A 23,622-nucleotide genomic window follows, 5' to 3' on the forward strand; every position below is an offset into this window, starting at 1 on the left:
CAGCCCATAAAAGCAACAACCCCGGGGGAAGCCATGAGCCAGACCACGACCTATGCCGGTTCGACCGGCGCAGCCAAGTCGGAAATCGAGACCTCGACGATCCGCGCCATCTCCTGGCGCCTGATCCCGTTCCTGGTGCTCGCCTACTTCTTCTCCTATCTCGACCGCGTCAATCTCGGTTTCGCTGCGCTGACCATGAATGCCGAGCTGAAATTCACGCCGCTGATCTTCTCCTGGGGCGCCGGCATCTTCTTCATCGGCTATTTCATCTTCGAGGTGCCGAGCAATCTTGCGCTGGAGAAGTTCGGCGCCAGCCGCTGGATCGCCCGGATCATGGTGACCTGGGGTATCATCTCGGCGCTGATGGCGCTCACGAGCGGCGTCACGAGCTTCTACGTGCTGCGGTTCCTGCTCGGCGTCGCCGAAGCCGGCTTCTTCCCCGGGATCATCCTCTATCTCACTTATTGGTATCCGGCCGAATATCGCGCCCGCTTCCTTGCGGCCTTCGCCATCGCCGTTCCGGTCTCCACTGTGATCGGCGCCCCGGTCTCGGGCCTGCTGCTCGGGCTCGACGGCGCCATGGGCCTGAAGGGCTGGCAGTGGCTGTTCATCATCGAGGGCATTCCCTCCGTGCTGCTCGGCATCGTCACCTGGTTCTATCTCACCGACAGGCCGGAGAAGGCGGATTGGCTCTCCGCCGAGCAGAAGGCCTGGCTCAAGACCAAGCTCGATGCCGAGATCGCTGCCAAGCAGGCGGTGAAGCATTTGTCGCTCAGTGAGGCGCTGTCCTCACCGAAGGTGATCATGCTGAGCCTGGTCTATTTCGGCTTCGTCGGCGCGCTGTATGGCATGCAGTTCTGGCTGCCGCAGATCGTCAAGGCGTTCGGCCTCACCAACGCCCAGACCGGTTTCGTCACCGCCATCCCGTATCTGTTCGGCACCATCGCGATGATCCTGTGGGCGAGGCATTCCGATGCGACGCGCGAGCGCGTGATGCATGTCGGCGCGCCGTTGCTGCTCACTGCCGTCGCGCTCGGCGTCTCCAGCTATCTCACGGACCCCACCCTGACGATGATCGTGCTGACGGTCGCCGCGATCGGCGTGTTCTGCTGCTTCGGCGTGTTCTGGACCCTGCCGACCGCGTGGCTCTCCGGCACGGCGGCGGCCGGCGCCATCGCCCTGATCAACTCGATCGGCAATCTCGCCGGCTTCGGCGGACCGTATCTGATCGGCTGGGTCAAGGAAGCCACCGGCCAGACCTCGAGCGGACTGCTCGTGCTCGCGGTGCTGCCGCTGATCGCCGGCATCCTGGTCTTCATCGGCGGCCACGACAGCAAGCACGAGTTCGCGGAGCAGGGGCGGTAGCCTCGAAATATCGCCCTGGCGAAAGCCAGGGCCCATTTCCGCCTGGCCCTCCGGAGGGCCCGCGGCGCGACGCTTTCTTCTAACAGCCCAGACTTCCGCCAAGGGCAATCGCGGACGTTACCACCTCTTAACGATCACGCTTTCCTGATGACTGACGAATATTGACTTTCATCAGTGATTAGTCGACATTCCTCTCATTGCAGCCGAGGGAGTGTCCTCCGATGTTCGTCCGATCCGTTTTGTCCAGCTATTCGAGGCTCTTGGCTGGTGTTTCGCTGGCGTTGATGGCTGCCGCCCTCGCGGGATGCAATGACACCGTCGCTGAAAAGGCCGAGCCGCCGCGGCCGGTTCTGGTCGCCACCGCCCACTATGACGCCGAAAAGCCCGAGCGCAGCTTCGTCGGCACCATCAGGCCGCGGATCGAGAGCGATCTGGGCTTTCGGGTCGCCGGCAAGGTCGCCAAGCGTCTGGTCGAAGTCGGCCAGACCGTCGAAATCGGCCAGCCGCTCGCGGTCCTCGATGAGGTCGATCTGAAGCTCCAGGCCGAGCAGGCCGTCGCCGAGCAGACCGCCGCGACCGGCGTGCTGGCCCAGGCCGCCGCCGCCGAGCAGCGCGCCAAGGATTTGAAGGCCAAGGGCTGGACTACCGACGCGCAGCTGGATTCGAGCCGCGCCGCCGCCGACGAGGCCCGTGCCCGCCTGAACCGGGCCGAGCGCTCGGTCGAGCTGACCAACAATTCCCTTTCCTACGCGACGCTCAACGCCGACGCCCGTGGCGTCGTCACTGCAACGTTGATCGAGCCTGGCCAGGTGGTTGCCGCAGGCCAGACCTCGATCCGTGTCGCCCGCTTTGCCGAAAAGGAAGCGGTCGTCGCGATCCCTGAGACGCTGGTCGGACGTGCCAAATCGGGCGCCGCCAGCGTCACTCTTTGGTCGGAGCCGGGCAAAAAATATACGGCCAGGCTGCGCGAGATCGCGCCCACCGCGGATCCCGCCACGCGCACCTATCTCGCCAAATTTTCGCTGCCCGAGGCCGACGACAAGGTTTCGCTCGGCATGACCGCGACGCTGACGCTGTCGGACGCTGCCACCGAGCGCGTCGCGCGGCTGCCGCTGTCGGCACTGTTCAACGAAGGCGGCAAGCCGTCCTTCTACGTCGTCGACGACAACGGCGCGGTCACGCTGAAGCCGGTCGTGGTGAAGTCCTACGAGAGCAACGACGTCGTCATTACCGGCGGTGTTGAAGAGGGCGCCAAGATCGTCGCTCTCGGTGTGCAGAAGCTCGATCCGGCCCAGAGGGTGCGGATCGTGTCGTCACTGTCCTTCTAAGTCTCGTTTATGAGTTACGTCGTGTGAGGTGAGTTTCGGCCCGAGCGCAAATGCTTTGGCTGAAGCGGCGAAGCGATCCAGAACCTGCCCAGCCCCCTGGATTGCTTCGCTGCCTCGCGTCGACGCGTTCAACAGAGTGGCTGTCGTTTTTTTGCAACCGGATCATCTTTGGAGAGTGCGATGAAGCGCTTCAACCTTTCGGCCTGGGCCGTCAGCCATCCGACGCTGATCCTGTTCCTGATGCTCATACTCGGCGTCGCGGGGTTCTTCTCCTATCAGAAGCTCGGTCGCGCCGAGGATCCGTTCTTCACGGTGAAGGTGGTCAACGTCTCCGTGCTGTGGCCGGGCGCGACCGCGCAGGAAATGCAGGCGCAGGTCGCCGATCCCATCGAGAAGAAGATCCAGGAGCTGCCCTACTTCGAGAAGGTGCAGACCTATTCCAAGCCCGGCTTCACCGCGCTCCAGGTCACCTTCCGCGATTCCACGCCGCCGAAGGACGTGCCGTATCTCTTTTATCTGCTGCGCAAGAAGCTGGCCGACGTGCAGGGCCAGCTGCCCGCAGGGATTCTCGGGCCCGTCGTCAACGACGAGTTCTCCGACGTCGATTCCATCCTCTACATGATGACCGGCGACGGCGCCGACTACGCCCAGCTCAAGAAGGTCTCGGAGGGTTTCCGTCAGCGCCTCCTGAAGGTGCCGGGCGTGACCAAGGTCGACGTCTATGGCAACCAGGATGAGCGCATCTTCGTCGAGTTCAGCCATGCCAAGCTCGCCACTCTCGGCATCACGCCGCAGGCGCTGTTCGATTCGCTCGCCAAGCAGAACAACGTGACGCCGGCCGGCACGGTCGAGACCTCGTCGCAGCGCGTGCCGCTGCGCGTCACCGGTGCACTCGACGGCGCCAAGGCCGTCGCCGAAACCCCGGTCGAGAGCAACGGTCGCGTGTTCCGCCTCGGCGACATCGCCACGGTCACCCACGGCTATGTCGACCCGCCGAGTTTCATCGTGCGCCAGGAAGGCAAGGCCGCGATCGGCATTGGCGTCGTCACCGCCAAGGGCGCCAATATCCTCGATCTCGGCAAGGAGGTCGAGAAGGCGACGGCTGAATTCATGAAGGCGGTGCCGCAGGGCGTCGACATCAAGCTGATCGCCGACCAGCCCAAGGTGGTCGAGCACGCCGTCAGCGAATTCGTGCACTCCTTCATGGAGGCGCTGGTGATCGTGTTGTTCGTGTCGTTCCTCGCGCTTGGCTGGCGCACCGGCATCGTGGTCGCGTTGTCGGTGCCGCTGGTGCTCGGCATCGTCTTCATCGTCATGAACACCATGTCGCTCGACCTGCACCGCATCACGCTGGGTGCGCTGATCATCGCGCTCGGCCTGCTGGTCGATGACGCCATCATCGCTGTCGAGATGATGGTGGTGAAGATGGAGCAGGGCTGGGACCGCATGCGTGCGGCGTCCTTTGCCTGGGAATCCACTGCGTTTCCGATGCTCACGGGAACGCTGGTCACGGCCGCTGGCTTCCTCCCCATCGGCTTTGCCAATTCCGCGGTCGGCGAATATGCCGGCAGCATCTTCTGGATCGTGGCGATCGCGCTGGTCGCGTCCTGGTTCGTGGCGGTGATCTTCACGCCCTATATCGGCGTCATGCTGCTGCCCAACATCAAGGTGCACCACAATCACGATCCGCACGCGGTCTACGAGACCCGCATGTACCGGGGCCTGCGCGCGATCGTGCAGTGGTGTGTCAACCACCGCATCACCGTGGTGGCTGCGACCGTCGGCGTCTTCGTCGCCTCGATCGTCGGCTTCGGCCACGTCCAGCAGCAGTTCTTCCCGCTGTCCGAGCGCCCCGAGCTCTTCCTCCAGCTTCGTCTGCCCGAGGGCACCGCCTTCAACGTCACGGAAAAGGCGGTGAAGAAGGCCGAGACCATGCTCAAGGACGACAAGGACATCGAGACCTATACGGCCTATGTCGGGCAGGGCTCGCCGCGCTTCTGGCTCGGCCTCAATCCGCAGCTTCCAAACGAGGCTTTTGCCGAAATCGTCATCGTCGCAAAGGGCGTCGAGGCGCGCGAGCGCATCAAGGCCAGGCTTGAAAACGCCGTTGCCGACGGCGCTCTCAACGAGGCCCGCGTGCGCGTCGACCGCTTCAATTTCGGTCCCCCCGTTGGTTTTCCCGTGCAGTTTCGCGTCATCGGCCCCGACGCCAACAAGGTGCGCGAGATCGCCTACCAGGTCCGCGACGTCATGCGGCAGAACAAGAGCGTCAAGGACGTCCAGCTCGACTGGAACGAGCAGTCGCCTTACCTCAAGCTCGTCGTCGATCAGGATCGCGCCCGCGCGATGGGTCTGACCCCGCAGGACGTGTCGCAGGCGCTGTCGATGCTGATCTCCGGCTCACAGGTGACGACCGTGCGCGACGGCATCGAAAAGGTCGGCGTGGTCGCGCGCGCCGTATCGTCCGAACGGCTCGACCTCGGCGCAGTCGGCGATCTCACCATCACCTCGCGTAACGGCGTGGCCGTGCCGCTGCAGCAGATCGCCAAGATCGAGTATGCCCACGAGGAGCCGATCATGTGGCGGCGTAACCGCGACATGGCGATCACAGTGCGTTCCGACGTCGTCGACGGCGTGCAGGCGCCCGACGTCACCGGCCAGATCGCGCCGAAGCTGAAGGCGATCAAGGACAACCTCGAGCCGGCCTACCGCATCGAGGCGGGCGGCGCGTTCGAGGAATCCGCCAAGGGCAACGCCTCGATCTTCATTCTCTTCCCGCTGATGGTCATGGTGATGCTGACGCTGCTGATGTTCCAGCTGCAGAGCTTCTCGCGCCTGATCCTGGTGTTCCTGACCGCGCCGCTCGGCATCGTCGGCGCCTCCTTCGGGCTCAACATCGCCAACGCGCCGTTCGGCTTCGTGGCGCTGCTCGGCCTGATCGCGCTCGCCGGCATGATCATGCGCAACGCGGTCATCCTGGTCGATCAGATCGAGACCGACGTCTCGCACGGCCTGACCCGCCGCGAGGCGATCGTCGAGGCCACCGTCCGCCGCGCCCGTCCGGTGGTGCTGACGGCGCTTGCCGCCATCCTCGCCATGATCCCGCTGTCGCGCTCGGCGTTCTGGGGGCCGATGGCGATCACCATCATGGGCGGCCTGTTCGTCGCAACCTTCCTCACGCTGCTGTACCTGCCGGGTCTCTACGCCCTCTGGTTCCGCAAGAGCCTGGACGAGGCGGGCACGCCCGAACAGCCTGCCGCGCCGCAGCATGGGAGCGATGACGAGAACGCAATTCCGCTTGCTGAGGCGGCTGAATAAGTGAAGATGAATTGGCTGATTGACGAGTCCTGACAGATGACACTGGTTTCGGAACATATCGAAGGCGACACCCGGGATCGTATTCTCGAGGTGGCCGAGCGGCTGTTCCGCCAGATCGGCTATCTCAAGACCACGGTCGGGGACATCGCCAAGGAGCTCAAGATGAGCCCCGCCAACGTCTATCGCTTCTTCGAATCGAAGAAGGCGATTCATCAGGCGGTGGCCCGTTCGCTGATGGGCGAGGTCGAGCTGGAAGCGCAGCGGATCGTGGCGAGACCCGGTCCGGTAGCGCCGCGCTTCCGCGAGCTGCTCACCACCATCCATCGCATGAACACCGAACGCTATGTCGGCGACAATAAGCTGCACGAGATGGTCGAGATCGCGATGCAGGAGGACTGGGACGTCTGCGTCAACCACATGGAGTGCATTGCCGGGGTCATCGGCCAGATGATCGCGCAAGGCGTGGCCTCCGGCGAGTTCGAGGCGCCGGACCTGCAACTGGCCGCGCTCTGCGCCTGCACCGCGATGATGCGCTTTTTCCACCCCCAGATGATCGCCCAGTGCGCTACCAAGCCGGGCCCGACCATCGACCAGATGATCGATTTCGTCATCGCGGGATTGTCCCCGCGGCACTGACGCGGCGACGGATTTCCTCCTATAAGCAGGCCCACCGCCCCGGAATGACGGCTGGTGGCGGGCAAGAACGGATCGACAAACTCCGTCATTGCGAGCGTAGCGAAGCAATCCAGACTGTCTCTGCGGAGGGATTCTGGATTGCCTCGCTGCGCTAGCAATGACGAGAAGGAAACAGCGCGTGACCGACAAAGACCTGCACTTCTACGAGCCCGCCAAGGGCCACGGCCTCAAGCACGATCCCTTCAACGCCATCGTCGCGCCGCGGCCGATCGGCTGGATTTCGTCGCGCGACACCAAGGGCCACGTCAACCTCGCGCCCTATAGCTTCTTCAACGCATTCTGCTACGTCCCTCCGATCATCGGCTTCTCCTCCACCAACTGGAAGGACACGGTGGAGAACATCCAGCAGACCGGTGAGTTCGTCTGGAATCTCGCCACCATGGACCTGGCCAGGCACATGAACGCGACCGCGGCGCATGTTGGCCCTGAGGTCGACGAGTTCAAGGTTGCCGGCCTCACTGCCGTGCGCGGCAGGCTCGTCAACGTGCCGCGCGTCGGCGAGAGTCCCGTCGCCTTCGAGTGCAAGGTGTCCGACATCGTCCGGCTCAAGGGCGCCGACGGCAAGGAAGCCAATGCCTGGTTGACGCTCGGCGAGGTGGTCGCCGTCCACATCGACAAGGCCATGATCAAGGATGGCGTCTACCAGACCGCCGCCGCCCGCCCGATCGTCCGGGCCGGCCGCAGCGGGGATTATTTCGAGATCAAGCCGGAAAACATGTTCGAGATGGTGCGGCCGGATTAGGCGCCTCTCTCTCCATCCCGTCATTCCGGGGCGCGCCGTTAGGCGCGAACCCGGAATCCATTCATCGACCAACGCTGCCGCACCATGGATTCCGGGCTCGTGCTTCGCGTGCCCCGGAATGACATCCCCCGGAACTGCCACCACGCCTTGGCCGTTATGGCCCCTGGGCGGCCGCACGGCCGCGTCAATTCGCGTCTTTTCGCGGGCGAAGTGTTCACCCCCGCCGGCCACTTTCCGCTAAAATGCCCGAGCACCGCGCCGATCCATGAGGTCCGCCATGAGGTTCCGCCGCGACACCCTGACAAAGCCGATTTTCTCCTGGGCGCGCGGCGTGCTGCCGGCGATGTCGGACACCGAGCGCGAGGCGCTGGAGGCCGGCGACGTCTGGTGGGACGCCGATCTCTTTACCGGCAACCCTGATTGGTCGAAGCTGCTGAAGGTCCCGCAGGCAATGCTGACCGACGAGGAGCAGGCCTTCCTCAATGGCCCCGTCGACGAGCTCTGCGCCATGCTCGACGAGTGGAAGATCTTTTGGGAATGGCGCGACCTGCCGCCCGATGTCTGGCACTTCATCAAGCGCGAAAAATTCTTCGGCATGATCATTCCGAAGGAGTTCGGCGGCCTCGGCTTCTCGCCCTATGCGCATTCGGAAGTGGTGCGCAAGATCTCGACCCGCTCGATCGCCGCCGCGGTGACGGTGATGGTGCCGAACTCGTTAGGCCCCGGCGAACTCCTGATGCACTTCGGCACGAAGGAGCAGCAGCAGCGCTGGCTGCCGCGTCTTGCCGAGGGCCGTGACATTCCCTGCTTCGGCCTCACCAGCCCCGAGGCTGGCTCCGATGCCGCCTCGATGGTCGACACCGGCATCATCTGCAAGGGCAGCTTCGAGGGCCAGGAGGTGCTGGGTCTGAAGCTCAACTGGCACAAGCGCTACATCACGCTCGGTCCGGTCGCGACGCTGCTCGGCCTCGCCTTCAAGGCGTATGACCCCGATCATCTCGTAGGCGATCAGGAAGAGCTCGGCATCAGCGTGGCGCTGATCCCGACCAACCTTCCCGGCGTCGAAATCGGCAAACGCCATCTGCCGTCGATGCAGGTGTTCCAGAACGGCCCGAACTGGGGCCGCGACGTTTTCATTCCGCTCGACTACGTCATCGGCGGCCAGGCGCGGCTGGGGCAGGGCTGGAAGATGCTGATGACCGCGCTCGCCGCCGGCCGCGGCATCTCGTTGCCGTCGCTCTCCGCCGCCGGCGCCGCCTATGCCGCCCGCACCACAGGCGCCTATGCCCGCATCCGCGAGCAGTTCGGCATCTCCATTTCCAAATTCGAGGGCGTCGAAGAGCCGCTCGCCCGCATCGTCGCGACCGCCTATCAGCTCGACGCGGCGCGGCGGCTGACCTGCGCCGCGCTGAATGCCGGGATCCATCCGGCCGTCATCTCCGGCATCATGAAGCTGCACGCGACCGAGCGGATGCGCACCGCGGTCGACGACGCCATGGACATCCATGGCGGCAAGGCCGTGATCGACGGTCCGCAAAACTATCTCGGCAATCTCCACCGTGCCGTCCCCGTCGGCATCACCGTCGAGGGCGCCAATATCCTCACCCGCAATCTCATCGTGTTCGGGCAGGGCGCCATCCGCGCCCATCCCTATCTGCTCGACGAGATGAATGCGCTCGCGGATACCGATCGCGAGCGCGGGCTCACCGCCTTCGACAAGGCGTTCTGGAAGCATGTCGGCCACAGCTTCGAGACACTCTTGCGCGCGTTCGGCCGCAGCTGGAGCTTTGGCGTCTTCGCGCTTGCACCCGACGCCGGTGACGCCAGGCCATTCTATCGCCAGCTCTCGCGCTACTCCGCGGCGTTTGCCCTCTGCGCCGATATGGCGCTGCTGACACTCGGCGGCGCGCTCAAGCGCAAGGAGATGCTGTCGGCACGCTTCGGCGACATCCTGTCTGAGCTGTATCTGCTCTCGGCCGCGCTCAAGCGCTGGCAGGACGAGGGCCGGCAGAAGGAGGACTTTGCCGCGCTCGAATGGTGCATGGCGACGGGCTTTCGGACCATCGAGAACCGGCTTGCCGAAATCCTCGCCAATCTGCCCAACCGCTTTGTAGCTGCAATCCTCAAGCTGGTGGTCCAGCCGTTCGGCGCCCGCGTGCTGGGTCCCTCCGATCGGGTCGTGCATCAATGCGCGAGCCTCGTGCTGGAGCCGTCGGCCGCGCGCGACCGCCTCACGCCTGATCTGGCTTATGTCGATGACGATGGCGGCTTCGCCCGGCTGGAGCGCGCGTTCAACCTGGTCGCAGGCACGGACGCCATCGCCAGGCGCATGCGCGCGGCGCACATGAGCAACTGGAAGGATGCGGTGGCCAAGGGCGTGATCACGCAGGCCGAGGGCGAGCAGCTGGCCGCGGCCCGCGAAGCGGTGACAAAAGTGATCGAGGTCGACGATTTTGCGCCGGAGGCGCTGTCGCCGATTTACAAGAAAACCGGTGACGTGCATCAGTTCTTCCAGGAACTCGGTGAACAGAGGGCGGCGAGCTGATGGCACGACCGGTTTTCATCGTCGACGGCAGCCGGACGCCGTTTTTGAAGGCGCGTTCGGGGCCGGGGCCGTTCACCCCGGTCGATCTCGCCGTGCAATGCGGCCGGCCGCTGCTGGCGCGCCAGCCGTTTTCGCCGGATAGCTTCGACCAGGTCATCCTCGGCTGCGTCAACGTGATCGCGGACGAAATGAACCCGGCCCGCGTCGCCGCGCTCCGGCTCGGCATGGGCGAGGACATGGTCGCCTTCACCGTGCAGATCAATTGCGGCTCGGGCATGCAGTCGATCGACACCGCCTACCGCTACATCCGCGAGGGCCATGCCGACATGATCCTCGCCGGCGGCACCGAAGCCTTGAGCCATGCGCCGCTGGTCTGGCCCAATTCCGGCGTGCGCTGGTTCGCCGGCCTTGCCACCGCCAAGGGCGTCGCCGCGAAGCTTGCCGCAGCCTTCAAGCTGCGGCCGCGTTATCTCAAACCTATCATCGGCCTCGAGCGCGGGCTGACCGACCCCATTACCGACTTGAACATGGGCCAGACCGCCGAAGTCGTCGGCCATCTCTTCGGCATCACCCGCGCGCAGTCCGATGCCTATGCCGCCGAGAGCCATCGCCGGCTCGCGCATGCGCAGGCGGAAGGTTTTCTCAAGGGCGAGGTCGAGACCGCGTTCTCCCGTGACGGAAAATTCTTCGAGCATGACGATGGCGTGCGTCCGGACTCGACAGCCGAGAAGCTGGCGAAGCTGAGGCCGGTGTTCGAGCGTCCCTGGGGCCAGGTCACTGCCGGCAATTCCTCGCAGATCACCGACGGCGCGTCCTGGGTGATCCTGGCGTCCGACGAAGCGGTCGCCAGGCACAAGCTGACGCCGAAGGCCGTCATCATCGACAGCAACTGGGCCGCACTCGATCCAAGCATCATGGGTCTCGGTCCGGTGATGTCGGCGACGCCGCTACTCAAGCGCAACGATCTCACTATCCAGGACGTCCAGACCTGGGAGCTCAACGAAGCGTTTGCCACCCAAGTGCTCGGCTGCCTTGCCGCCTGGAATGACGACAAGTTCTGCCGCGAGATTTTGGGGCTCGATGGCGCTGCCGGCGAGATCGACCGCGAAAAACTCAATGTCGACGGCGGCGCTATCTCGCTCGGACATCCCGTCGGCACCTCCGGCAATCGCATCGTGCTGCATCTCGTCAACACGATGAAGCGGCTCGGCACGCGGCGCGGCATTGCCACCGAATGCATCGGCGGCGGGCTCGGCGGCGCCATGCTGATCGAGGCGGTGTGACGATGGATTCCAGGATCATGACCGCGCTCGGCGACCGCGTGCTGGAGCTCGGGCCCAAGCCCGCGCCTGACAGTCCTTACCGCCATTTCAAGCTGACGCGCGACACCGACGGCATCGCCTGGCTGCTGTTCGACCGCACTGACGCCAGCGCCAATACGCTGTCCTCGGACGTAATGGAGGAGTTCGACTCCGTGCTGGCGGCGATCGAGACCGAGCGTCCGGCCGGCCTCGTGATCCGCTCCGTAAAACCGTCCGGCTTCATTGCAGGCGCCGACGTCAACGAATTCCGTGGCGCCGATGATGCCGCGATGGTGGAGACTCGCATCCGTGCCGCCCATGCGGTGGTCGACCATCTGGAAGCGCTGAAGCTGCCGACGGTCGCGGTGATCCACGGGTTCTGCCTCGGCGGCGGGCTCGAAGTCGCGCTCGCCTGCCAATCGCGCATCGCCATCGACGGCGCGCGCTTCGGCTTCCCCGAGGTGATGCTGGGCCTGCACCCTGGGCTCGGCGGCACCGCGCGTTTCACAGCGCTGGTCAATCCGACCCAGTCGATGGCCCTGATGCTGACCGGCCGCACCATCGATGCCCGCCGCGCCAAATCGCTCGGCCTCGTCGACACCGTGACGCAGGAGCGCCACGTTCGCAACGCGGTGAAGGACGCGCTGTTCGGCCGCCTCAAGCGGGCGCGGCCGGGCTTTCTGACGCGTGCGGCGAATTTCGGCCCGGTGCGCGGGTTGCTGGCCAAACGAATGCGATCGGAGGCGGCGAAGGCCGCGTCCCGCGAGCATTATCCTGCGCCTTACGCGCTGATAGATCTCTGGGAGACCCATGGCGGCAGCAAGGCCGCGATGCTCAGGGCGGAGCAGGCCTCGTTCGCCAAGCTTATGGTGACGCCGACCGCGCAGAATTTGATCCGCGTGTTCTTCCTACGCGAGCAGATGAAGAAGGCGGCAGGTTCCGGCAACGCGATCAAGCATGTCCACGTCATCGGCGCCGGTGCCATGGGCGGCGACATCGCGGCCTGGTGCGCGGGGCAGGGGCTGCGCGTCTCGCTCGCCGACATGAAGGCGGAACCGATCGCAGGCGCGGTCAAGCGCGCCGCCGAGCTCTACGGCAAGATCATCCGCAAGCCGATCGAGGTGCGCGACGCGCTCGATCGCCTGATCCCCGACATGGACGGGGAGGGCGTCCGCAATGCCGATCTCATCATCGAGGCGGTCCCGGAGAAGCTCGAGCTCAAGCAGAAGGTCTATGCCGGTATCGAGCCGCGGATGAAGGAGGGCGCGATTCTCGCGACCAACACGTCGAGCATTCCGCTGCATGATTTGCGCACCACGCTGGCGCGTCCGGAGCGGCTGGTCGGCTTGCACTTCTTCAACCCGGTGTCGCGGTTGCAGCTGGTCGAAGTCGTCAGCCATGACGGCAACGATACGCAGGCGCTGAAGGAGGCGCTCGCTTTCGTTGGCGCGATCGATCGGCTGCCGTTGTCGGTGAAGAGCTCGCCGGGCTTCCTCGTCAACCGCGCGCTGACGCCCTACATGCTGGAAGCGATGGTGATGCTGGACGAGAAGATCGACCAGCGCCTGATTGACGCGGCCGCGGAGCAGTTCGGCATGCCGATGGGGCCGATCGAACTGGCCGACCAGGTCGGGCTCGACATATGTCTCGACGTCGGCGACATGCTGCGCAGCAAGTTCGGCGATCTGCTGCCGCCAACGCCGGCCTGGCTGCGCGAGAAGGTCGCCAAGGGCGAGCTCGGCCGCAAGACCGGCAAGGGCTTTTACGTCTGGCGCGACGGCAAGGCCGAAAAGGCGCCGTTGCCCGAGACCGGTCCGCGCGTCACCGACCAGATGATCGACCGCCTGGTGCTGCCGATGTCCAATGTCTGCGTCGCCGCGCTTCGCGAAGGTATCGTCGATGATGCCGACATGGTCGACGGCGCCATGATCTTCGGCACCGGTTATGCACCGTTCCGTGGCGGCCCGTTGAACTATGCGCGCACGCGTGGTGTGGATCATGTCGCATCTACGCTGCGCGCGCTGGCTGGAAGATTCGGCGAGCGCTTTGCGCCGGATCCGGGCTGGGACAATTTCAAGTGAGATGTTTTCAAGTGGGCAATCTTCAAATGAGCAATCTTCAAGTGAGAGCGGCATGAACGAACAAGCCGATGCCGGGCCGGGCGGCGATCTCTGCATTCGCACGCTGGCAATGCCTGCCGACACCAACGCAAACGGCGACATCTTCGGCGGCTGGCTGCTCAGCCAGATGGACGTCGGCGGCGGCGTGTTTGCGTCAAAGGTCGCAAAGTCGCGCACCGTGACCGTCGCCATCGAGGCGATGAATTTCCGCAAGGCCGTCTATGTCGGCGATCTCGTTTCGGTCCACGCCCACCTTGTTCGCGTCGGGCGCACGTCCATCACCGTGCATCTGGAAGCGTGGGCGCTGCGCCGCGGCGAGCAGCAACCGTTCCTCGTCACCGACGGCAACTTCACCTACGTGTCGATCGACGAGCACGGCCGCCCGCAGCCGGTTCGCCCGACCGACACCGCGATCGCGACGTAATCGCGCGCGGCGTTGCGCCTCATCATTCGGTGTATGCGGGGCCACCAAACGCGGCGCGACTGAGACACGGCGTCGCGGCTTTGCCAAGAACCAGTCATAAAACGGATGAGGTCCCGGCGTACCCAATTGCCTGTCGATTCGGGGTGGAAACCGGCTGATTTGCCCGAGGAACTTTCGGGCCGCGATCCGGTTATTTGCCCGCACTGAGGAATCTACGGGCCATGCCGGACAGCTACATCATCGAAGTTAATTCAGAGGCTGCGGGAATCGTTGTTCGTGGCCAGGGCGGCTACTGCTTCTTCGCATCGTCCCACCAATTCAACCGACTCGAAGGCCAGCTCTTCCGCAACGCCCGCGAAGCCGAGCGCGCCGCGCGCAAGCTGGTTAACGGTGATGTGAAGGAAGCGGCGTAGTCCTCCCGCTGGTCATTCCGGGCCGCGCGTAGCGCGAGAGGTAGGAATCTTTTGCCGCGAACTCTTCTTCCCTTCTCCCCTTGTGGGAGAAGGTGGCGCGTAGCGCCGGATGAGGGGTCGTCTGCGCAAATTCCACTGCGAGAGATTCATTCTCGGAGAGAAACCTCACCTGAGTTCGCTTCGCGAAGCCACCCTCTCCGCGTGGGGAGAGGGGAACAGCCGTTGTTCACAACTTCGTCGCCGCCCGCGAGAGCAGCTTCCAGTCGTCGCCCTGCTTCTGCCAGTTCATCAGGATATGAAGGTTGGTCGGCACTTTCTTCCCATCGGCCGCCATCTCCTGTTCTGCCACCCAGTGGAAACGCACGATCGCAGCGGGGCCGACGACCTTGATGGTCGGGTCCTTGTATTCGATGGACAGGAATTTGGATTTGCCGTCGGTGGCGTTGGCGACGAAGGTCGCCTTGTCCTCGACCTTGCCGCTGGAATGGCTGTAGCTCACCTCGTCGGCGCAGAGCGCGCCGAGCGCCTTGGGATCGGCCGCGATCTGGGCGAGACGGAACGCCTCGACCTTCTTCGCCACGGCTTCCTCGTCCGCCGAGGCCGCCAGCACCGGTGTTGCGAGCGCTGAGACGGCAAGAGTGGAGACGGCAAGAGTGGAGACGGCAAGAGCTGGGACTGCAAGAGTCGAGAGAGCCAGATCGCGTCGGTTGATCGTCATCGTTTCCTCCTTTTTGATCTTGCATGGAGTGTTGCAGCCGCGCGCGACTTTGTCGAGTGTCGCGTGGTGGTCATGCACGTGCGTCATTGCGCGATTGGCGCTGTATTGATACGGCTTTCGTATTGATGCGTCATATATTCGGGAAAGTACGGACATGATCGAGGCTATCGGCAGGGCGTTGCTGTTCGACATCGACGGTACGCTCGCCAACACCGATCCGCTGCACCTGAAGGCCTTCAATCAGGTGCTCGGTCCTCGCGGCCATGTCTTCGATCACGCGCGCTTCTCCAGGGAGCTGCAAGGCTTCGCGAATGTATCGATCGGCGAGCGCTTTCTGCCCGACGAGGCGCCGGAACGGCGTGCCTTGATCCTCGATGAGAAGGAGGAAGTCTTCCGCGAACTCGTCGCCGGGCAGATCGAGCCGCTGCCGGGCCTGATGGCGCTGCTCGACAGGGCGGATGCGGCCGGTATTCCCATGGTCGCCGTGACCAACGCCCCGCGGCTCAATGCGGAGCTGCTGCTGTCCGGCCTCGGCATCACGCACCGCTTCAAGGCGCTCGTGATCGGTGCCGAGCTGTTGCACGGCAAGCCGCATCCGCTGCCTTATCAGGAAGGGTTGCGCTTTGCCGGCGCCAGCGCGATGGCCTCAATCGCGTTCGAGGACTCCCGCACAGGCGTGCAGTCGGCCGCGGCGGCCGGCATTCCGACCATCGGCATCCGGACCAGCCTCAGCCATGCTGATCTGGTCGCAGCCGGGGCTATCGCTTCCGCCAGCGCCTTCGACGATCCAGACCTGCTCGCGCGCCTTGCGGACGCGATGGCGTGGTGAGGACCTTCGTCCGTTAACCGTGATCGGCACGCACATTGACCGAACGCGCGAACCGCCGCACCATGCGGCTTCCTGACTTGAGGCCATCGCCGTGACCGGACTGACCCATCGCCAAGCCGAAATCCTCAACATCGCGCGCGCTTCGGGCCGCGTCATGGTCGAGGAGCTGGCGCGCCGATTCGAGGTCTCGGCGCAGACCATCCGCAAGGATCTCAACGATCTCTGCGAGCGGAGATCGCTGACCCGCATCCATGGCGGCGCGATCATTGCTTCCGGCGTGGAAAATCTCGCCTACGAGGCGCGGCGCTTCGTCGCCGCCGACGAGAAGAAGGCGATTGGAGCTGCCGCCGCCTCGCTGATCCCGAACGGCTGCTCGCTCTTCATCAACATCGGCACCACGACCGAGGAGGTGGCGAGCGCGCTGACCTCGCACGAGGACCTCCTCGTCATCACCAACAATCTGAACGTCGCCATGCTGCTGTACCGCCATCCTCGCATCGAGGTGGTGGTCGCCGGCGGCACGGTACGACGCGCCGACGGTGCGGTGGTCGGCTCGACCGCGACGCAGCTGATCGGCCAGTTCAAGGTCGACTACGCCATCATCGGCGCGTCCGCGATCGACGAGGAGGGCGCGCTGCTCGACTTCGACTATCGCGAGGTGCAGGTGGCGCAGGCCATCATCGCCAATGCCCGCAGCGTCATGCTGGTCGCCGATTCCACAAAACTCCGGCGCAGCGCGCCGGTGCGCATCGCCCATATCAGCCAGATCCAGACCTTCGTCACCGACCAGGAATTGCCCGAGCGCCTCGCCACCATCTGCCACGGCAAGGGCATCGAGGTGATGGCGGCGATGCCGAAGGGGGCGGACGTCGATGATGCCCAAGGCGAGGCACAAGAAGCGCCCGAGGCCGCGCCGGTGGTGCGGCTGCGCTAAATTTCATGTGGCTTCCCATGGATTGAGTAGCGGGACGCCGAATACCGCGAAATCCTTCACATTGCGCGTGACGAGCATGAGGTCGTTTGCCAGCGCGGTCGCGGCAAAGAAGCCGTCCATGACAGACAATGCGACGCCGCTTCTGCGGCTCTGAGCCATCAGGTCACCCCAGCGTTCCGCCACCGCGTGGTCGATCGCCAGGGTGCGCCCGGCAAAACGCTCCGGCAGATCGTGGGCAAGCCAGGCGGCCAGTGCTGCGCGCCGACGGCCATCCTCCAGCAATGCGATGCCGCGGCGAAGCTCGGCGATCGATGCCACGCTGATGAACGCACGATCCTCGTCGATCGTATCAAGCCATGACAAGACTTTCGGCGAAGGGGCCGGCCTCTGGACCTCCGACAACACGTTGGTGTCGAGCAGCAGATTCACGGCGTCTCGTCGTGCGGCGCGTCGTGCACGCGTACAAGCTCGAGATCGGCGCTACGCAGCGGCGAAGCCAGCAGGAATTCGGCTAGGGTACCTTTGCGCGCCGTCTTGCGCGCCCATTCCTCGGCGGAAACGATCACCGCATTTGGCTTGCCGTGTCGGGTGATGATTTGCGGGCCGGCCTGGGCACGGTCGATCACCTCGGAGAGCCGGGCCTTGGCGTTGGCAAGCGTCCATGAGTCGGTCGCTGGTGAGTCTGGTGCAGTGCTGTGTTCTGTCATGCAGATAAAGACCAATATGACTACAGTAACTAATAATGGTCCTCGACGACTATTCAAGAGCAAAAATGCTGCTCCGATCCTCTCCTGGACTGCCCATTTTCGCACCCCTTTGCCCACTTATAAGTTCCGCTTTCACTTCCTTTCGCCTCTCTTTCATCTTGCTTTCGTTTTCTGGTGTGATCTAATCAAAAACGAAAGTAACCGCTCGATTGAACGGGCGGTCGCCGGGGGATGCGTCTGTTGGAGCGAATTTTCGACCTCGCCATCATTGGAGGCGGTGTTAACGGCTGCGGCATCGCGCGCGACGCGGTAGGCCGCGGCAACACGGTTTTCCTGTGCGAAATGAACGATCTGGCGAGCGGGACGTCGTCCTGGTCGACCAAGCTGGTGCATGGCGGCCTGCGCTATCTCGAATATTACGAGTTCCGGCTGGTCCGCGAGGCGCTGATCGAGCGCGAGATTCTCTGGGGCATCGCGCCCCACATCATTCGTCCCCTGCGTTTCGTCTTGCCGCACCATGCGGGCCTGCGGCCGGCCTGGCTGCTGCGCCTCGGCCTCTTCCTCTATGACCACATTGGCGGCCGTCATCTGTTGCCGGCGACGCGCTCAGTCGACCTTGGGCGTGACGAGGTTGGCCGCCCGCTGATCCCCAACCGCTACGGTCGCGCGTTCGAATATTCCGACTGCTTCGTCGACGACGCCCGTCTCGTCGTGCTCAACGCGCGCGATGCCGCCGACAAAGGCGCCGAGATCCGCACCCGGACCCGCGCAACCGATATAAAACAGACCGACGGCATCTGGACCGTTGGCATGATCGACACGCTGACCGGCGCGCGCTCGTCGATCCAGGCCCGTGCGCTCGTCAATGCCGGCGGTCCCTGGGTCGAGGATGTGCTTGGCCGCGGCGCCGGCGTCAATGCCAAGGCCAAGGTGCGCCTGGTACAAGGCTCGCACATCGTGGTGAAAAAACTCTACGACCACGACCGCGCCTACATGTTCCAGAATGCCGACGGCCGCATCATCTTCGTCATTCCCTATCAGGACGATTTTACGCTGATCGGCACCACCGACCGCGACTATGACGGCGATCCCGCCAAGGTGAAGGCGACGGCCGAGGAGATCCAGTATCTCTGCACGGCGGCAAGCGAATATCTGGCCAAGCCTGTCACGCCCGATGACGTGGTCTGGACCTATTCCGGCGTGCGTCCGCTCTATGACGACGGCGCCAGCGAAGCCAAGGCCGCGACGCGCGACTATGTGTTCGAACTCGACACGCCCGGCGGCGTGCCGCTGCTGTCGATCTATGGCGGCAAGATCACGACCTACCGCCGTCTCGCCGAGGAGGCGCTGGAACGGCTCGCGCCCTATCTTCGCAGTGCGAAAGCGCGCGAAGGCTGGACCGGCAAATGGCCGCTGCCCGGCGGCGACATGGGCGTGTCCGATGTCGACGGCCTGATCGCCGAGCTTCAGCGCGGTTATCCCTTCCTCAGCCACGAGCATGCGCGGCGCCTTGCGCGCGCCTATGGCACGAGAGCAATCAAGCTGCTTGGGGATGCGAAATCGGCGGCCGATCTCGGCCAGGCCTTCGGTGCGACGCTGAGCGAGCGCGAAGTCCGCTATCTCATGGCCAACGAATGGGCCGTCACCGCCGACGACGTCGTCTGGCGCCGTTCCAAGCTCGGCCTGCGACTAAGTGTCGACGAGATCGCGGCGCTTGACGACTGGATCAGGACCCACGCCGTGCAGCAAAGTCCCCTGCTGGAAGCCGGAGGACGCTCATGACCGTGACCCTCGATCACGTGACCCGGACCGTCGACGGTATCGAGCACATCCGCGACGTCTCGCTGACGCTCGAGAGCGGCACGCTCAACGTGCTGCTCGGACCGACGCTGTCGGGCAAGACCTCGATCATGCGGCTGCTCGCGGGCCTCGACAAGCCGACATCGGGCAAGCTGCTGGTCAATGGCAAGGACGTTACCGGTGTCGACGTGCGCCAGCGCTCGGTCGCCATGGTCTATCAGCAGTTCATCAACTACCCCTCTCTGTCGGTCTACGAGAACATCGCCTCGCCCTTGCGCGTGCAGGGCAAGCCTCGCGCCGAGATCGAGGCGCGCGTTGCGGAAGCCGCCCGGCTGCTCCGGCTCGAGCCGTTCCTGAAGCGCACGCCGCTCCAGCTTTCCGGCGGCCAGCAGCAGCGAACTGCGATGGCTCGCGCGCTGGTCAAGGGCGCCGACCTCGTGCTGCTCGACGAGCCGCTCGCCAATCTCGACTACAAGCTGCGCGAGGAGCTGCGCACCGAGCTGCCGCGCATCTTCGAGGCGTCCGGCGCGATCTTCGTCTATGCCACGACCGAGCCGACCGAGGCGCTGCTGCTCGGCGGCAACACGGTGTGCATGTGGGAGGGAAAGGCGCTCCAGATCGGTGAGACGCCGAGCGTTTACAGGCGGCCGCAGACCTTGCGGGTCGCCCAGGTGTTCTCCGATCCGCCGCTCAATCTCGTCGGCGTCGAGAAAAAGAACGGCTCCGTGCAATATGCCGGAGGCATTGCCGCGCCGGCATCCGGTCTCTATTCGTCTCTCGCCGACGGCGCCTATCGCGTCGGTTTCCGCGCGCACCAGCTCGCGCTCGCCAATGGCGAGACCGACCGCCACGCCTTCCACGCCACGGTAACGGTGACCGAGATCACCGGTTCGGAGAGTTTCGTGCATTTGACCCGCGACGGATCGAACTGGGTGGCGGTGCTGCACGGCGTGCACGAGTTCGAGCCCGGCCAGACGCTCGATGCCGTGCTCGATCCCAACGACGTCTTCGTTTTCGATGCGGCAGACCGTTTGGTCGCCGCTCCTGGCAGTATCTGAGGAGATGCGACATGGCCCGCATTGACCTCGTCGATCTCGCGCACTCCTACGGCGGCAATGATGCGCCGCAGGACAGCTTTTCTCTCAAGCCTGTCACCATGACCTGGCGGCAGGGCGGCGCCTACGCGCTGCTCGGGCCGTCCGGCTGCGGCAAGACCACGCTGCTCAACGTCATCTCGGGCATCATCACGCCGTCGCGCGGGAAAATCCTGTTCGACGGCGAGGACATCACACCGCTGTCAACCCAGAAGCGCAACATCGCCCAGGTGTTCCAGTTTCCGGTGATCTACGACACCATGACGGTGGGGCAGAATTTGGCGTTCCCTCTGAAGAATCGCGGCGTGCCGAAGGCCGAGATCGACAAGCGCGTCGCCGAGATCGGCCGCCTGCTCGACCTCGAGCCCTATCTGAACCGCAAGGCGACGCGGCTCACGGCCGATGCCAAGCAGAAGATCTCGCTCGGCCGGGGCCTGGTACGCTCCGATGTCGCCGCCGTGCTGTTCGACGAGCCGCTCACCGTGATCGACCCCGAGCTGAAATGGCAGCTCCGCTCCAAGCTGAAGGCGTTGCATCGCGAGCTCGACCTGACGATGATCTACGTCACCCACGACCAGACCGAGGCGCTGACCTTCGCCGACACTGTGGTGGTCATGCATGACGGCCGGGTGGTGCAGAGCGGCACGCCGGCCGAGCTGTTCGACAAGCCGGCGCATACCTTTGTCGGCTATTTCATCGGCTCGCCCGGCATGAACATTCTTCCGGCCGAGGTGAGGGGCCGCGAGGCCAGGATCGGCGGTCATGTGATCGCGCTCAACCGCAGCTACGACAAGCTGCCTGATGGCGCGAAGATCGAGATCGGCGTCCGTCCGGAATTCGTCGAGGCCGTTGCGCCTGCGCCCGGCCTGCTCAGTGCGAAGATCGAACGCGTCGACGACCTCGGCCGCATCCGCTTCGCGCGTGCGCGGCTCGGCGACGCAAAACTCGCGGCCCGTGCACCGGCCGGCTTCACGAGCCCGGACGGCACGGCCGGCCTGAAATTCGACCCGTCGCACGTCCACGTCTATGCCGACAGCCTTCTGGTGGAGGGAGCCGCCTGATGGACAAGACCGTCAACCAAAAAGCCTGGTTCCTGGTGCTGCCGGTGTTCCTGGTCGTCGCCTTCTCGGCAGTGCTGCCGCTGATGACGGTGGTGAACTATTCGATGCAGGACACCTTCGGCAACAACCAGTTCTTCTGGAACGGTGTCGGCTGGTTCAAGGAATTGCTCGATCCCTCGACTGATCTCGGCGGCCGCTTCCTGGCCTCGCTCGGCCGCAATCTGTTCTTCTCGCTGGTGATCCTCGCAATCGAGGTGCCGCTCGGCATCGTCGTTGCGCTGTCGATGCCGCGCCAGGGCTGGACGGTCGCGGCATGCCTCGTCATCCTCGCGTTGCCGCTGCTGATCCCATGGAATGTGGTCGGCACGATCTGGCAGATCTTTGGCCGCCCCGACATCGGCCTGCTCGGCTATGTCCTCAATGCCATCGGCATCGACTACAATTACGTCTCCAACGACATCGACGCCTGGGTCACTGTCATCGTGATGGACGTCTGGCACTGGACCAGCCTGGTCGCGCTGCTCTGCTACGCCGGCCTGAAGTCCATTCCCGAAGCCTATTACCAGGCGGCGCAGATCGATGGCGCCTCGCGCTGGGCGGTGTTCAAGGCGATCCAGCTGCCGAAGATGAACCGCGTGCTGCTGATCGCGGTGCTGCTGCGCTTCATGGACAGTTTCATGATCTACACCGAGCCGTTCGTGGTGACGGGTGGCGGGCCCGGCAATTCGACGACCTTCGTGTCGATCGAACTGGTCAAGATCGCGCTGGGCCAGTTCGACCTCGGCAAGGCCGCCGCACTGTCGCTGGTCTACAACCTCATCATCCTGATCGTCTGCTGGATCTTCTACACCGTCATGACCAATGCCGGCGCCGAGCGGAAGCCGCAGGAAGGAGCCGCGTGATGCACTCGATCCCCGGCCGTCGCCTCATCATGGCGCTGTTCTTGATCTTCCTGCTGTTGCCGATCTACTGGCTCGTCAACATGAGCTTCAAGACCAATGCCGAGATCGTCTCGACGATGACGCTGTGGCCGCACGCCCCGACGCTCCAGCACTACAAGCGCATCTTCACCGACGAGAGCTGGTATTCCGGCTACATCAACTCGCTGGAATATGTCGTCCTCAACACCATCATCTCGATCTCGGTGGCGCTGCCGGCGGCCTACGCGTTCTCGCGCTACCGTTTCCTCGGCGACAAGCATCTGTTCTTCTGGCTGCTGTCGAACCGCATGGCGCCGGCCGCGGTCTATGCCCTGCCGTTCTTCAATCTCTATTCGGCGATCGGGCTGTTCGATACGCCTTGGGCGGTCGCGCTGGCGCACTGCATCTTCAACGTCCCGCTGGCGGTGTGGATCCTGGAAGGCTTCGTCTCCGGCGTGCCGCGCGAGATCGACGAGACCGCCTTCCTCGACGGCTATTCCTTCCCGCGCTTCTTCATCAAGATCCTGGTGCCGCTGATCGCGAGCGGCATCGGCGTCGCCGCCTTCTTCTGCTTCATGTTCTCCTGGGTCGAGCTGCTGCTCGCGCGCACGCTGACCTCGGTGCAGGCCAAGCCGATCGCGGCGATCATGACGCGCACGGTGTCGGCCGCGGGCATGGACTGGGGCCTGCTGGCTGCGGCCGGCGTGCTGACCATCATCCCGGGCGCGCTCGTGATCTGGTTCGTCCGCAATTATATCGCGAGCGGTTTCGCGCTCGGTCGGGTGTAGGGAGGCGCGCATGATCCCGAAAAGTGGAAACCGGTTTTCGGACCAGATCATGCGCAAGGAGTAAGAGCATGGAATCTATTGCATGGATGGCCTGGACGCCGCCGACGGCGATCTTCTTTGTCGCGCTCGCCTGCACGCTGGCCGTGATGACCTGGCTCGGGGTGGCCTATCCCGAAGCCGAACGCGTCGGCGTGCTGCGCATCCCGACCACGCGCGGCGACCGCCTGTTCATCTCCCTGATCACGGCAGCGGTCATCCATTTGCTTTGGATCGCTTTCGCCGGCACCGACGCCCTCGCCACGCTGCCGATCGGCGAGGACGGACTTGAAATTTCGCGCCTTTGGATCGCATCAGGAATTTCGCTGGCCACGGCCGTACTCATTTTCCGCACGGTCTAGCCCGCGAAGGAACGGCCAGATCCGGGACCAACCCGGGCCTGTAAAAAGTTTGTCGCTGCAACGGAGGAACAACATGCGGCAGTTTAGGAGAAGGGAACGTCCATTGACCAAGAATAGCTTT

Annotated in this window: 21 protein-coding genes; 18 read left to right on the plus strand and 3 right to left on the minus strand. The window is 64.3% G+C overall.

Annotated elements, in window-relative coordinates; all coding sequences use genetic code 11:
- Positions 1-33: 33 nt before the first annotated feature.
- From AC0L3S_RS09720 to AC0L3S_RS09765, 10 genes are all read left to right on the plus strand, one after another.
- A complete protein-coding gene (locus AC0L3S_RS09720) occupies positions 34-1,365 on the plus strand; it encodes an MFS transporter (protein WP_473262790.1) in 1,332 nt (443 codons plus the stop codon).
- 221 nt (positions 1,366-1,586) lie between these two features.
- Positions 1,587-2,693, plus strand: coding sequence for an efflux RND transporter periplasmic adaptor subunit (locus tag AC0L3S_RS09725; protein ID WP_473262791.1), 1,107 nt, complete (start codon positions 1,587-1,589; stop codon positions 2,691-2,693).
- A gap of 180 nt (positions 2,694-2,873) precedes the next feature.
- A complete protein-coding gene (locus AC0L3S_RS09730) occupies positions 2,874-6,011 on the plus strand; it encodes an efflux RND transporter permease subunit (protein WP_473278907.1) in 3,138 nt (1,045 codons plus the stop codon).
- A 36-nt stretch (positions 6,012-6,047) separates the two neighbouring features.
- Positions 6,048-6,647 carry a TetR/AcrR family transcriptional regulator gene (locus tag AC0L3S_RS09735; protein WP_473278908.1) on the plus strand — a complete coding sequence of 200 codons (600 nt, stop codon included), beginning with the start codon at positions 6,048-6,050 and terminating at the stop codon, positions 6,645-6,647.
- Positions 6,648-6,825: 178 nt separating this feature from the next.
- Positions 6,826-7,449, plus strand: coding sequence for a flavin reductase family protein (locus AC0L3S_RS09740; protein ID WP_473278909.1), 624 nt, complete (start codon positions 6,826-6,828; stop codon positions 7,447-7,449).
- A gap of 277 nt (positions 7,450-7,726) precedes the next feature.
- A complete protein-coding gene (locus AC0L3S_RS09745; protein WP_473278910.1) occupies positions 7,727-9,994 on the plus strand; it encodes an acyl-CoA dehydrogenase in 2,268 nt (755 codons plus the stop codon).
- A complete protein-coding gene (locus AC0L3S_RS09750; protein ID WP_473278911.1) occupies positions 9,994-11,277 on the plus strand; it encodes an acetyl-CoA C-acetyltransferase in 1,284 nt (427 codons plus the stop codon). The genes AC0L3S_RS09745 and AC0L3S_RS09750 overlap by 1 nt, the downstream gene beginning before the upstream one ends.
- A gap of 2 nt (positions 11,278-11,279) precedes the next feature.
- Positions 11,280-13,376 (plus strand): 3-hydroxyacyl-CoA dehydrogenase NAD-binding domain-containing protein, encoded by a 2,097-nt coding sequence (locus AC0L3S_RS09755; protein WP_473278912.1) that lies wholly within the window; start codon positions 11,280-11,282, stop codon positions 13,374-13,376.
- A 52-nt stretch (positions 13,377-13,428) separates the two neighbouring features.
- Positions 13,429-13,839 carry an acyl-CoA thioesterase gene (locus tag AC0L3S_RS09760; RefSeq protein ID WP_018454990.1) on the plus strand — a complete coding sequence of 137 codons (411 nt, stop codon included), beginning with the start codon at positions 13,429-13,431 and terminating at the stop codon, positions 13,837-13,839.
- Between the two features lie 221 nt (positions 13,840-14,060).
- On the plus strand, positions 14,061-14,252 hold the full coding sequence (locus AC0L3S_RS09765) for a hypothetical protein (protein ID WP_200472535.1): 192 nt from the start codon (positions 14,061-14,063) through the stop codon (positions 14,250-14,252).
- A 226-nt stretch (positions 14,253-14,478) separates the two neighbouring features.
- On the opposite strand, the gene AC0L3S_RS09770 is transcribed toward AC0L3S_RS09765, so the two are convergent.
- A complete protein-coding gene (locus AC0L3S_RS09770) occupies positions 14,479-14,970 on the minus strand; it encodes a nuclear transport factor 2 family protein (RefSeq protein WP_473278913.1) in 492 nt (163 codons plus the stop codon).
- A 154-nt stretch (positions 14,971-15,124) separates the two neighbouring features.
- On the opposite strand from AC0L3S_RS09770, the gene AC0L3S_RS09775 reads away from it, so the two are divergent.
- Complete coding sequence (locus AC0L3S_RS09775; protein ID WP_473278914.1) at positions 15,125-15,799, plus strand: HAD family hydrolase; 675 nt, start codon at positions 15,125-15,127, stop codon at positions 15,797-15,799.
- A gap of 91 nt (positions 15,800-15,890) precedes the next feature.
- Positions 15,891-16,733 (plus strand): DeoR/GlpR family DNA-binding transcription regulator, encoded by an 843-nt coding sequence (locus AC0L3S_RS09780; RefSeq protein WP_473262799.1) that lies wholly within the window; start codon positions 15,891-15,893, stop codon positions 16,731-16,733.
- 3 nt (positions 16,734-16,736) lie between these two features.
- Here the strand turns inward: AC0L3S_RS09780 and AC0L3S_RS09785 are convergent, their stop codons facing one another.
- Together AC0L3S_RS09785 and AC0L3S_RS09790 are read right to left on the minus strand one after the other, a co-directional pair.
- Entirely contained in the window at positions 16,737-17,162 is a 426-nt protein-coding gene (locus AC0L3S_RS09785) for a PIN domain-containing protein (RefSeq protein WP_473262800.1), read from the minus strand.
- Positions 17,159-17,440, minus strand: coding sequence for a type II toxin-antitoxin system Phd/YefM family antitoxin (locus AC0L3S_RS09790; RefSeq protein ID WP_473278915.1), 282 nt, complete (start codon positions 17,438-17,440; stop codon positions 17,159-17,161). The genes AC0L3S_RS09785 and AC0L3S_RS09790 overlap by 4 nt, the downstream gene beginning before the upstream one ends.
- A 231-nt stretch (positions 17,441-17,671) precedes the next feature.
- Here AC0L3S_RS09790 and glpD point away from each other — a divergent pair, with 231 nt between their 5' ends.
- From glpD to AC0L3S_RS09820, 6 genes are all read left to right on the plus strand, one after another.
- The gene (glpD, locus tag AC0L3S_RS09795) at positions 17,672-19,222 is read left to right on the plus strand and encodes a glycerol-3-phosphate dehydrogenase (protein ID WP_473278916.1); all 1,551 of its coding nucleotides are present in this window, start codon (positions 17,672-17,674) and stop codon (positions 19,220-19,222) included.
- Positions 19,219-20,298 carry an ABC transporter ATP-binding protein gene (locus tag AC0L3S_RS09800; protein WP_473278917.1) on the plus strand — a complete coding sequence of 360 codons (1,080 nt, stop codon included), beginning with the start codon at positions 19,219-19,221 and terminating at the stop codon, positions 20,296-20,298. The genes glpD and AC0L3S_RS09800 overlap by 4 nt, the downstream gene beginning before the upstream one ends.
- A gap of 11 nt (positions 20,299-20,309) precedes the next feature.
- The gene (locus AC0L3S_RS09805; RefSeq protein ID WP_473278918.1) at positions 20,310-21,395 is read left to right on the plus strand and encodes an ABC transporter ATP-binding protein; all 1,086 of its coding nucleotides are present in this window, start codon (positions 20,310-20,312) and stop codon (positions 21,393-21,395) included.
- A complete protein-coding gene (locus AC0L3S_RS09810) occupies positions 21,395-22,297 on the plus strand; it encodes a carbohydrate ABC transporter permease (protein WP_219684474.1) in 903 nt (300 codons plus the stop codon). The genes AC0L3S_RS09805 and AC0L3S_RS09810 overlap by 1 nt, the downstream gene beginning before the upstream one ends.
- The gene (locus AC0L3S_RS09815; protein WP_007606994.1) at positions 22,297-23,103 is read left to right on the plus strand and encodes a carbohydrate ABC transporter permease; all 807 of its coding nucleotides are present in this window, start codon (positions 22,297-22,299) and stop codon (positions 23,101-23,103) included. The genes AC0L3S_RS09810 and AC0L3S_RS09815 overlap by 1 nt, the downstream gene beginning before the upstream one ends.
- A gap of 68 nt (positions 23,104-23,171) precedes the next feature.
- Complete coding sequence (locus AC0L3S_RS09820; RefSeq protein WP_211398805.1) at positions 23,172-23,501, plus strand: DUF2160 domain-containing protein; 330 nt, start codon at positions 23,172-23,174, stop codon at positions 23,499-23,501.
- Positions 23,502-23,622: the final 121 nt, after the last annotated feature.

Source organism: Bradyrhizobium sp. Ken01, assembly GCF_055807355.1.

Excerpts from the sequence above, each read along its gene's own strand:
- AC0L3S_RS09735 (WP_473278908.1), top strand. The coding sequence starts at position 6,048 with ATGACACTGGTTTCGGAACATATCGAAGGCGACACCCGGGATCGTATT.
- AC0L3S_RS09730 (WP_473278907.1), top strand. The coding sequence starts at position 2,874 with ATGAAGCGCTTCAACCTTTCGGCCTGGGCCGTCAGCCATCCGACGCTG.
- AC0L3S_RS09810 (WP_219684474.1), top strand. The coding sequence starts at position 21,395 with ATGGACAAGACCGTCAACCAAAAAGCCTGGTTCCTGGTGCTGCCGGTG.
- AC0L3S_RS09765 (WP_200472535.1), top strand. The coding sequence starts at position 14,061 with ATGCCGGACAGCTACATCATCGAAGTTAATTCAGAGGCTGCGGGAATC.
- AC0L3S_RS09755 (WP_473278912.1), top strand. The coding sequence starts at position 11,280 with ATGGATTCCAGGATCATGACCGCGCTCGGCGACCGCGTGCTGGAGCTC.
- AC0L3S_RS09750 (WP_473278911.1), top strand. The coding sequence starts at position 9,994 with ATGGCACGACCGGTTTTCATCGTCGACGGCAGCCGGACGCCGTTTTTG.
- AC0L3S_RS09800 (WP_473278917.1), top strand. The coding sequence starts at position 19,219 with ATGACCGTGACCCTCGATCACGTGACCCGGACCGTCGACGGTATCGAG.
- AC0L3S_RS09745 (WP_473278910.1), top strand. The coding sequence starts at position 7,727 with ATGAGGTTCCGCCGCGACACCCTGACAAAGCCGATTTTCTCCTGGGCG.
- AC0L3S_RS09805 (WP_473278918.1), top strand. The coding sequence starts at position 20,310 with ATGGCCCGCATTGACCTCGTCGATCTCGCGCACTCCTACGGCGGCAAT.
- AC0L3S_RS09775 (WP_473278914.1), top strand. The coding sequence starts at position 15,125 with ATGATCGAGGCTATCGGCAGGGCGTTGCTGTTCGACATCGACGGTACG.
- AC0L3S_RS09725 (WP_473262791.1), top strand. The coding sequence starts at position 1,587 with ATGTTCGTCCGATCCGTTTTGTCCAGCTATTCGAGGCTCTTGGCTGGT.
- AC0L3S_RS09760 (WP_018454990.1), top strand. The coding sequence starts at position 13,429 with ATGAACGAACAAGCCGATGCCGGGCCGGGCGGCGATCTCTGCATTCGC.
- AC0L3S_RS09790 (WP_473278915.1), bottom strand. The coding sequence starts at position 17,440 with ATGACAGAACACAGCACTGCACCAGACTCACCAGCGACCGACTCATGG.
- AC0L3S_RS09770 (WP_473278913.1), bottom strand. The coding sequence starts at position 14,970 with ATGACGATCAACCGACGCGATCTGGCTCTCTCGACTCTTGCAGTCCCA.
- AC0L3S_RS09815 (WP_007606994.1), top strand. The coding sequence starts at position 22,297 with ATGCACTCGATCCCCGGCCGTCGCCTCATCATGGCGCTGTTCTTGATC.
- AC0L3S_RS09720 (WP_473262790.1), top strand. The coding sequence starts at position 34 with ATGAGCCAGACCACGACCTATGCCGGTTCGACCGGCGCAGCCAAGTCG.
- glpD (WP_473278916.1), top strand. The coding sequence starts at position 17,672 with ATGCGTCTGTTGGAGCGAATTTTCGACCTCGCCATCATTGGAGGCGGT.
- AC0L3S_RS09820 (WP_211398805.1), top strand. The coding sequence starts at position 23,172 with ATGGAATCTATTGCATGGATGGCCTGGACGCCGCCGACGGCGATCTTC.